This window comes from Anaerolineae bacterium (assembly GCA_016931895.1).
In the GTDB taxonomy this organism is placed as follows: Bacteria; Chloroflexota; Anaerolineae; order 4572-78; family J111; genus JAFGNV01.
In genome coordinates this window covers 53,547-61,727 of sequence record JAFGDY010000099.1, presented here as the reverse complement: position 1 = coordinate 61,727, position 8,181 = coordinate 53,547, and the positions used below count along the sequence as shown (strand labels likewise).

At 53.1% G+C, this 8,181-nt stretch carries 7 protein-coding genes; 2 read left to right on the top strand and 5 right to left on the bottom strand.

Annotation, left to right across the window (positions count from 1 at the left end; genetic code table 11):
- Positions 1-244: 244 nt before the first annotated feature.
- Positions 245-1,243, bottom strand: a complete 999-nt coding sequence (locus tag JW953_07900; GenBank protein ID MBN1992616.1) for an ABC transporter substrate-binding protein — start codon at positions 1,241-1,243, stop codon at positions 245-247.
- Between the two features lie 209 nt (positions 1,244-1,452).
- On the opposite strand from JW953_07900, the gene JW953_07895 reads away from it, so the two are divergent.
- Positions 1,453-2,622: an MFS transporter gene (locus JW953_07895; GenBank protein MBN1992615.1), complete on the top strand. Its 1,170-nt coding sequence runs from the start codon at positions 1,453-1,455 to the stop codon at positions 2,620-2,622.
- Positions 2,623-2,627: 5 nt separating this feature from the next.
- On the opposite strand, the gene JW953_07890 is transcribed toward JW953_07895, so the two are convergent.
- Positions 2,628-3,044 (bottom strand): DUF3037 domain-containing protein, encoded by a 417-nt coding sequence (locus JW953_07890; protein ID MBN1992614.1) that lies wholly within the window; start codon positions 3,042-3,044, stop codon positions 2,628-2,630.
- Positions 3,022-3,807: an aminotransferase class I and II gene (locus JW953_07885; protein ID MBN1992613.1), complete on the bottom strand. Its 786-nt coding sequence runs from the start codon at positions 3,805-3,807 to the stop codon at positions 3,022-3,024. Before JW953_07885 ends, JW953_07890 begins: the two co-directional genes overlap by 23 nt.
- Before the next feature lie 169 nt (positions 3,808-3,976).
- Between JW953_07885 and JW953_07880 the strand changes: the two genes are divergently transcribed.
- Positions 3,977-5,080, top strand: a complete 1,104-nt coding sequence (locus tag JW953_07880) for a hypothetical protein (GenBank protein ID MBN1992612.1) — start codon at positions 3,977-3,979, stop codon at positions 5,078-5,080.
- A 6-nt stretch (positions 5,081-5,086) separates the two neighbouring features.
- Here the strand turns inward: JW953_07880 and JW953_07875 are convergent, their stop codons facing one another.
- Both JW953_07875 and JW953_07870 read right to left on the bottom strand, forming a co-directional pair.
- On the bottom strand, positions 5,087-5,866 hold the full coding sequence (locus tag JW953_07875) for a class I SAM-dependent methyltransferase (protein MBN1992611.1): 780 nt from the start codon (positions 5,864-5,866) through the stop codon (positions 5,087-5,089).
- A gap of 202 nt (positions 5,867-6,068) precedes the next feature.
- Positions 6,069-8,171, bottom strand: coding sequence for a GAF domain-containing protein (locus JW953_07870; GenBank protein ID MBN1992610.1), 2,103 nt, complete (start codon positions 8,169-8,171; stop codon positions 6,069-6,071).
- Positions 8,172-8,181: the final 10 nt, after the last annotated feature.

Here is an 8,181-nt window from a genome sequence, read left to right as displayed (position 1 = left end):
GCATGTCATTTCGACCGAAGGGAGAAATCTCCTTGAAGTCGTCCCTTGAAAAGGAGATTTCTCGGCCTACGGCCTCGAAATGACATGAGGCTGAGTATAACCATGTAAATAAAAAAACAGGCTCTCAAACGGGGAGCCTGTTTTTTTTACTTTCTAACAATGTCTGTCACATCCAGCGGATGACGACGAACGACGAAATTGGTCGTTGGTCATTGGTCGTTGGTCGTCCGTCGTTGGTCAGAAATCAGGGCAACCAGGCTTGCCATGTTGCTTCGTTTGCCTCAAGCCAGGCGCGGGCCGCTTCGGCGGGACTCTTGTTCTCCAATTCCACGGCGGCAATCATTGAGATTTGGTCTTTGGTAGTGTAATTGAAGTTTTTGAGGAATTGGTAAACGTCCGGCGCATCGGTTTTGAGGCTGGCGGCCGCAATCTTGAACAACTCATCCGCCGGATAGGCGCAGTCAACCCCCCCGGACTCTATCTTGGCGTAACATTCATCGCTGTAGGGCGGGAGTTCTACCTGCACCAGGTCGTACTGGGCATGGACGGAGTGGGGCGTCCAGAAGTAGAAGAGGATAGGTTCTTGGCGGCTATTGGCCGAGTCTAAAGCGGCCAAAATTGCTTCCTCCGAGCCGGCGGTGACCACCTGAAAGTTCAGGCCCAAATTTTTGATAATATCGGCGTCGTATTGCACCCAACTGGGATCGCCGGCCAAAAATTGGCCCTTGTCGCCGGTTTCGGCGGTGCTAAAGAGTTTGGCGTTGGTCGGGTCTTTAAAGCCTTCCCAGGTGGCCAATTCAGGATGATCTTCCAGCATGTAGGCGGGCATAAACCAGCCAATTTCGCCAACCGGGCCAAGCAGCCCAATGTTTTCTACCACCTTTTGCTCGTCAATGTATTGCGCCACATTTTCGGCGTGACCCGACGGCCATACTTCCAGGCTGGCGTGCAGGTCGCCATTGGCCAGGGCCGGCCATTGGGCGTTTTCGTCAATGGTGACGATCTCTACCGGGTAGCCCAATTTTTCTTCAATGAGAATCTTGGCCACGGCCACATTCACCTGCGAGCCTGACCAGGGGTTCTCGGCTAACTTGATGGTTGGTTTTTCTGCTTGGGCCGGCGCTTGTTCTGGCGGGGCTGAGGTTGACGGTTGGCCGCCGCAGGCCGCAATAACCAAAGCCAGGCCCAGGGCCAACATCAAAAACGGCAGCCGGTTACTGAGATAATTTTTTTTCATCATCATTCTTCTCCTTTTTGAGTTATTTGGAACACATCCGTTCCCCGGTTTTGGGCGAGTATAACACTTTCCCCCCCACCCTGTCAATATTGCCAACTCTGCGCTTATGTGTTAATTTATGTTTTGGGCCAAACATGGAGTTTGTCCTTTTTTGTTTTGGAAAATTTACGCGCAAAGGAACCCCAATCATTTATCGCCAACCACGTACCGTGCCGATGGTCAACCCTGCTATCGGAGCGCGTTCGGTTAAACAGGGTTTATGGGTGGCCAAACTCTACTATCTTCTCTTTTTTGGGGGGGTTGGTTGCATGGCGCCCTTCTTTAACGTTTTTTTGCAGCAGAAAGGCTTGAGCGGCTCTCAGATTGGCTGGCTGGGCAGCATTGCGCCGGTAATGGCCCTGATCGCTAACCCCATTTGGGGCGCTATTGCGGACCGCTGGCAAATTCATCGCCAGGTTTTGGCCTTGTGCGCGCTCATGGCCGGGACCGTGGTGCTGTTTTTTTTGTGGTTAGATGGTTTTTGGCTGTTTGTGGGTTTGGTGATGGCGCTCACTTTTTTCCGCACACCCATTGGAGCCATTGTGGATAGTACGGTGATGGACCTGGTTAAGCAAGTGGGGGGCAGTTATGGCCGCCAGCGGTTATGGGGTACCGTTGGCTTTGTGCTGGTTTCTTTTGGGTTGGGGCAGTTCTTGTCTGTCCATAATTTATCGCTGGTTTTTTGGTTGCACGCAGTGCTTTTGGGCATTGGCTGTGTGGCCCTAAGTTTTTTATTGCCGGTGCAAAGCGTGGACCAAAGGGTTAGTATTGGGCAAGGTATCCGGGTATTAATGGGGCAGCGGCATTATGTTTCCTTTTTGATCGCCGTCATCCTGTTTGGCATGGGTATGGCCGGTTATATTAATTTTTTGGCTTTACAGATTTTGGCCCTGGGCGGAAACGAACAACAGGTGGGCCTGGCCTGGGCCTGCAATGCTCTATTAGAGATACCGATTATGTATTTTGGGGTGCGCTGGTTTGCCCGTTATAGTTACCGTCGCCTGATCCTGGTGGCGTTGGTTGGCTTTGTTCTGGTTTGGGCTTGCGTTGGGTTGAGCAAAACGCCAGGGCAGGTGATTATGGTGGTATTTGGCTCGGGTATTTGCTTTGGTATCTATTGGGTAGCGGCGGTGGGTTATGTGAGCGAGTTGGCCCCGCCGGGTTTAAGCGCCACCGCCCAAACTTTGGTGGGCGCGGCTATGTCCGGGTTTGGTTGGAGTTTAGGCTCTGTGATGGCCGGCTATTTGTGGGACAACTTCAATGGCTACGCTGTATTTTTTATGGCCGCCTTGGTATCTTTTTTTGCTGCTTTGATTTTTGGCCTTGGTTGTTGCCGGGATGGATGAGACCCTCAAGGTTTGCCAAACCTTGGGGAGTTTTTTTGTAAAACCATTGTCTCCATCAGATGATCCAGCATTGCGCTTGGGTCGGCGCACACCCCTGGATGCACCGGCGAAATTTGAATGGAAGTGCTGCGGGGGTTGACCAGCCAATGAAATCGTTCTGTTTGACTCAACCGGCCAACAGGACTCTGGTTACCGGCGCACAGGCCTGGAATCAGCTTCAGGAGCGTTTCAATCTCATCCACCTTATGCTCATCAAGGTCCGGGGCCAGGGCGGCTAAACGGTCCCGGTTTAACTCAACCCGCGCGGCCAAAAAATTCTGCTCCCGGCAAAAGAGAATAACCCCGACATTGATAAATTCCTCCCGCTCAACGTAAGGCACAACCCGCACAATGGCATAATCATACGAGCTGGTGGTGGGCATGGATCGCTTCCTCAACAAAAATGGCTGACGCCGCTAATCTACTGAGCAGATAGTCCACATAAGCCTGGCGATGTGCGGCCAGGTTGGCAAAGCTGGTTTCCTGAGCCAGCCACTCGTCGGGGATAAGCGCAATGATCTGGCGAATGACCGCCGGGGTGAGGCGAGGAGACAGGGTCCGGTCGGTTTCGCGCAGGGCGCTGGCCAAAGAGATGAGGGTGTGGTTTTTGATTTGATTAAAAGGGCTTTTACTGCGGTCCAGATAATTGTGCCAATCGTGATGAAAGTAAAGGGCAGCGCCATGGTCAATGAGCCATAGATTCTTTTGCCACAGCAGCATATTCACATTCCGCGCGGTGCGGTCAACATTGGTGATATAGGCGTCGAACCAAACAATAGTTGAGGCCAGGCGGGGGTCGGGCGGTGGTTTCAGGAGAATGTTAAACTCAAAGGCATTGGGCAGGTAGCGCAGGCCCAAATTCAGCCGGTTGGCGCTGCGTTGCAGCAAATCCTGGATTTCGGGATTTGGCTCGGAGCGGCCCAGCCGGGAGTCCAACTCCAGTAAAACAAGCTCCGGCACGTGCAAGCCCAGGGCGCGGCCAATTTCTCCGGCCACCAATTCGGCAATCAGGGCTTTTGACCCCTGGCCCGCCCCCACAAATTTCATTACGTACATTTTTCCGTCATTGGCTTCAACCACAGCCGGGAGCGAGCCTCCCTCGCGTAAGGGGGTAATATACCGGACGGCAGAAACAGTTTTGATCATTATTAACCTTTAGTTGCAGTTACTGGCACATTTGCCCTTCATGGTAGACTCGGAACGGCTGCAAGTCAATTTTGGGAGACAAATGAAAATGCCTTCTTATCAGGCGTTGACCTTGGGTGACAGTGAAGCTATAATTTCTGGGGTAGGCCAAAGTGGGGGAAATATGCTGATGGCGCAAACAAAATATTGCCGTTTGGGCAGCCGCGCGTTTTTGAGAAGAGGGGGCAATATTATCGCTCTTTTGCTGATGATGGCCCTCTTGTTGGCCTGTAACGCTAACTCTATGAGAAACTCAACTCCCACCTTAATGCCAACCAGACCGATCAATCGGGCGGTTGATGAAAATGTGGCGGCTTTAAATGCCACCCAGGCCAAGTTAGGTGAAATGGAGTTTGGCCTGGCTCCATTGCTGCTGTTAAACGAAACGCGCGTAACAATTGAAACTCAACCCGATGGTGAAGTGGCCAAACTGGCCTATCCCCGCCAAGCGGCCGATCCGGCTGACTGGCCGGCCGTAGATAGTTTTGTGCTGGCCTACGCCGTGCGTAATGCTTTGATGGATTCCCCGCAAGTTCGTTGGGCGGCCTTGGGCAGTTTTGACTTGAGCGCGCCGGTGGCTGATTTGGGTGATTTGGTTGAGCATGTAGCCGTTTGGGTAACCTTTAACGATAACAGCCGGGCCGTCATTGATTTGTCCCCGTTAGCGACCAATTTTGCCGCCCACCACACCACCGAGAAGTTTATGATTACCCCAGATGCTCTGGCAGAAGAGTTTGCCGCCCGGCGAGAAGGGGTGTTATTGAATCGGCTCCAACCTATGCAGGTGGTCACGCAAAACAATGAAACCTATTATTTGTTGGCGCAGGTGTTAGTTTTTTACGACCATTATGAATTTTTGCTGCGGGTTCATCCGGTGCAGACCGCCGATCCAATGAAACCGCTCCGCCTGCTGCCGGGGGCGCAGGTCAGCCTGAAAATGCGTCGGGCAGACTTTGCGGCAAGGCAGCCGCAGTTGGCCGCCAAAGGTCCAACCATCTTCAACCAAACGCCAGAATTGTTGAAACGTCAAGGTGATGATGACCCCACTTTGCAGGCCATTTTGGATGATCAGCTTCATTTATTGTGGCATTTGGTCACCAAGCTGGAACACCGGCCTCCCGACCCGGCTGTGGTTCCCTCGACCACGCCAACTTTCACCCCGGTCCCCACGCCAACGCCTACACCTACCCCCACGCCCACCCCGGCGCAAGGCGTCCCCATTTTGATCTCCTGAATGACCCTACACTTTCCGGGCTACAAAAATCATCCTGGGGCTGTGGCCGTGGAACGGCTCAAGTTGGTAATTGCCGTAGATAGTTTCCAGGGCAAACCCGCTGGCCTGTAGCAACAACTCCATCTCGTAACGATAGACAAAGCGCAGCGAGAAGGGGATTTGGGCGCGGCGCACCACGCCCGCTTCATCCAGCTCATCCAAAATGTAAACCAGGTGGCGCAGTTGATGTTCCAGGTCAATTTCGTGTCGCCAGTACCATTGCACGGTGTGGCCGGTCAGTTCGTTGATAGTTTCGTCTTCAAAGTAGAGCCGCCCGTCGGCTTCGGCCAGCAGGGTGGGGTCGGGGTAGAACAGGTCAATGATGAGTTGGCCTGCCGGAGCGCCGGGAGCAGTAGCGCGCAGATGGCCATAAATGGCTTGCAGCGTAGCCAGTTGCTCGTCAAGAGTAAGGCAGTGCATAAAGGTGTTGAGGGCCAGCAGGGCCAGGGCAAAATCTTTTTGGGGCAGGTCAAAATGGCGCATATCTGCCCGGTGCAGGGTTATCCGCTCAGATAATCCGGCGGACTTGATTTTGGTTTGGGCCGCACGCAAAGCCACTGCGGATAAATCAATACCGGCCAGGGTGTGCCCTTGTTGCGCCAGCGGCAGCAGCAATCGGCCCGTGCCGCAGCCTATTTCCAAAATAGGGCCGTTGGCCTGCCGGGCCAGCGTTTCCCACATTGGCCCATCGTCGTTAAAATTGTTATGGATTAAATCGTAATATTGGGCAATTAAATCGAGGCTCATACCGGCCAAATTTTTAGTAAAAGCAGCATTGTGGGGATTTCTCCCTTCGGTCGAAATGACATAGTGGGCGGCATAGGGATGCCGCCCTACGACAGATCTGACTCTACTGAGTATATTTTTTCCAGATCAAAGCGCAAATTAACTTAAAGGGATGTCACCGCAAAAGGGCAATCTGCCGATGGAAGCGTCGGCTCCGCGCGGGCTATTGGGGGTTTGTGGTAATGGGAAGCAGAACGTGAAACGTGCTGCCTTTACCGGCCACGCCTTCGCTTTGGATGGAGATGGCGCCGCCGTGAGCGTCAACGGCCAGCTTACAGAAGGCCAGGCCCAGGCCCACCCCGGCGGGCGCGTTGGCGGAATGGTCCACTCTGGAAAACTTTTCAAAAATACGGCCCTGGTCTTCCGGGCGAATGCCCGGCCCGTTATCGGAGATGGCAATGTGGGCGGCCTTGTTTTCGTGAGTAGCGGTTATGGTTATTTGGCCCTTATTGGGCGTGTACTTGATGGCATTGTCAATAAGGTTGACCAGCACCCGCCGGATCATGTTTTCATCCACCCACAACGGCGGCAGGTCGGGCAGGGGGGTGAAGATAAGGTCCATATCTTTGGTGGCCGCTCGCGGCGTAACTTGGTCTTTGACCGTTTGGATGATCTTTTCTAACTTAACTTCTTTGCGTTGCAGGGGCACCTGGCCCTGCTCGTGCCGGCTCACATCCAGCATCGAGTCGATCAGGTCTTTGAGTTCCTGGCTGTTACGCCGGGCCATCCTTAAAACCTGGTCAAGTGAGGGATTATCGGTGGTTGAGCCAATGAGGCGGGGCAGTAAATCAATGGTACTAATCAGATTACCCAGGGGGCCGCGCAAATCATGCACCAGCATTTTAACCAGGTCTTGCCGCAATCTTTCGGCTTCTTTGCGGGTGGAAATATCCCGGCCTACCCATTGCACACAATCTTTCCCATCGTAGTGCACCTGGCGAGCTTTAAACTCTAAAGGGATGGTCTGCTGGTGGGCATTGACCACCTCCACCTCAAACGACACCTCTTGCCAGGCTTTCAACCGCCGCTTCTTTTCCACCAGGTAATCTTTTAAGCTGGGATCAATGAGCGAAACCTGGTTGCCCAGAAATTCTTCTTTGGCCCGCCATAACATCTGGCGGGCTTTACGGTTAACGTTAAGGATGACGCCCTGGTAGTTAGAAATGATAATCATATCCGTGTTATCTTCAAAAAGGGCGGTGTAACTGGCTTCGGCATTTTGCAGCAGGGTAAAAACCTGGGCGTTGGTCACGGCCGTGGTGGCCTGCTCGGCAAAGGCCACCACGTCTTTGATATTGTCTTCGCTGTATTTGTTCACCTGGTGGCTGTCAATGGTGAGCATGCCCAGCACTTTATTGCGCGTTATCAGGGGAACCCCTATCCAACTTTGGATTTTGGCCGAGGAAGGCGTTTTCAACCAGCCGGGTTCGGCGCCAACGTCTGGAATTACCACGGCCTTTTTCCGCTTAAAAACCCGGTAGTTGGGCAAACTTTCGGTCATTGGCAATACCGTACCCAGGGCGTCGGCCAGCACCGTTTTATCAAAGCCATGGGCCGCGCGGGCCACCAGACGGTCGCCCTCTTCATCGTACAGAAAGATGGAGCAGCTATCATACTCAATAACCAGGGCCAGTTGCTCCAGGATAAGTTTGAGTACTTTGTTAAGATCAAGGGTGGAATTAATGGTGTGGGCAATTGAGGCCAGGGTGTCGGCCAGGCGGCGGCGATGTTGTTCGGCCTTAAAAAGCCGGGCGTTGGCAATGGCAAAAGCGGCCTGGTCGGCAATGATGGACAGCATGGCCAGGTTACTTTCGTCAAAGTAGTTTGGCTCGGTGGCGGTAATGGTGATCACGCCCAGCAATTGGTCGGGCAATTGAATGGGCACGGAAACGGCGCTGCCTACTTTGCTCAGTTCAAGGTTGTTTTTGTCTTTGTACCAGCGTTTATCGGTGGCGGTGTCTTTAACAATGGCTTCCTGGCGGTGTTCTTTAACCCAGGCAATTAATCCTTTTTGGTGAATGGCTTCCATGGTGGCCCGGCTGCGTTCTTGCATCTGAAAGCCGCTGATCAGAAAAAAGTTTTCCAGTTCGCCGTTGTCGTCAAACAAAAAGAGGCTGGCGTCGGCCGCGCCTACCGAGGCGACGGTGGCGGCCAAAACTCGATTTAACACCTGGTCAATATCCAGACCGGCGTTGAACTCGCGGGTAACTAAATATAAAAGATCTAAACGTGACCGAACATCAGGTGTGTCTGGTAACAGTAACATGGTTTTGTCC

Excerpts from the sequence above, each read along its gene's own strand:
- JW953_07900 (MBN1992616.1), bottom strand. The coding sequence starts at position 1,243 with ATGATGATGAAAAAAAATTATCTCAGTAACCGGCTGCCGTTTTTGATG.
- JW953_07895 (MBN1992615.1), top strand. The coding sequence starts at position 1,453 with ATGGTCAACCCTGCTATCGGAGCGCGTTCGGTTAAACAGGGTTTATGG.
- JW953_07890 (MBN1992614.1), bottom strand. The coding sequence starts at position 3,044 with ATGCCCACCACCAGCTCGTATGATTATGCCATTGTGCGGGTTGTGCCT.
- JW953_07885 (MBN1992613.1), bottom strand. The coding sequence starts at position 3,807 with ATGATCAAAACTGTTTCTGCCGTCCGGTATATTACCCCCTTACGCGAG.
- JW953_07880 (MBN1992612.1), top strand. The coding sequence starts at position 3,977 with ATGGCGCAAACAAAATATTGCCGTTTGGGCAGCCGCGCGTTTTTGAGA.
- JW953_07875 (MBN1992611.1), bottom strand. The coding sequence starts at position 5,866 with ATGAGCCTCGATTTAATTGCCCAATATTACGATTTAATCCATAACAAT.
- JW953_07870 (MBN1992610.1), bottom strand. The coding sequence starts at position 8,171 with ATGTTACTGTTACCAGACACACCTGATGTTCGGTCACGTTTAGATCTT.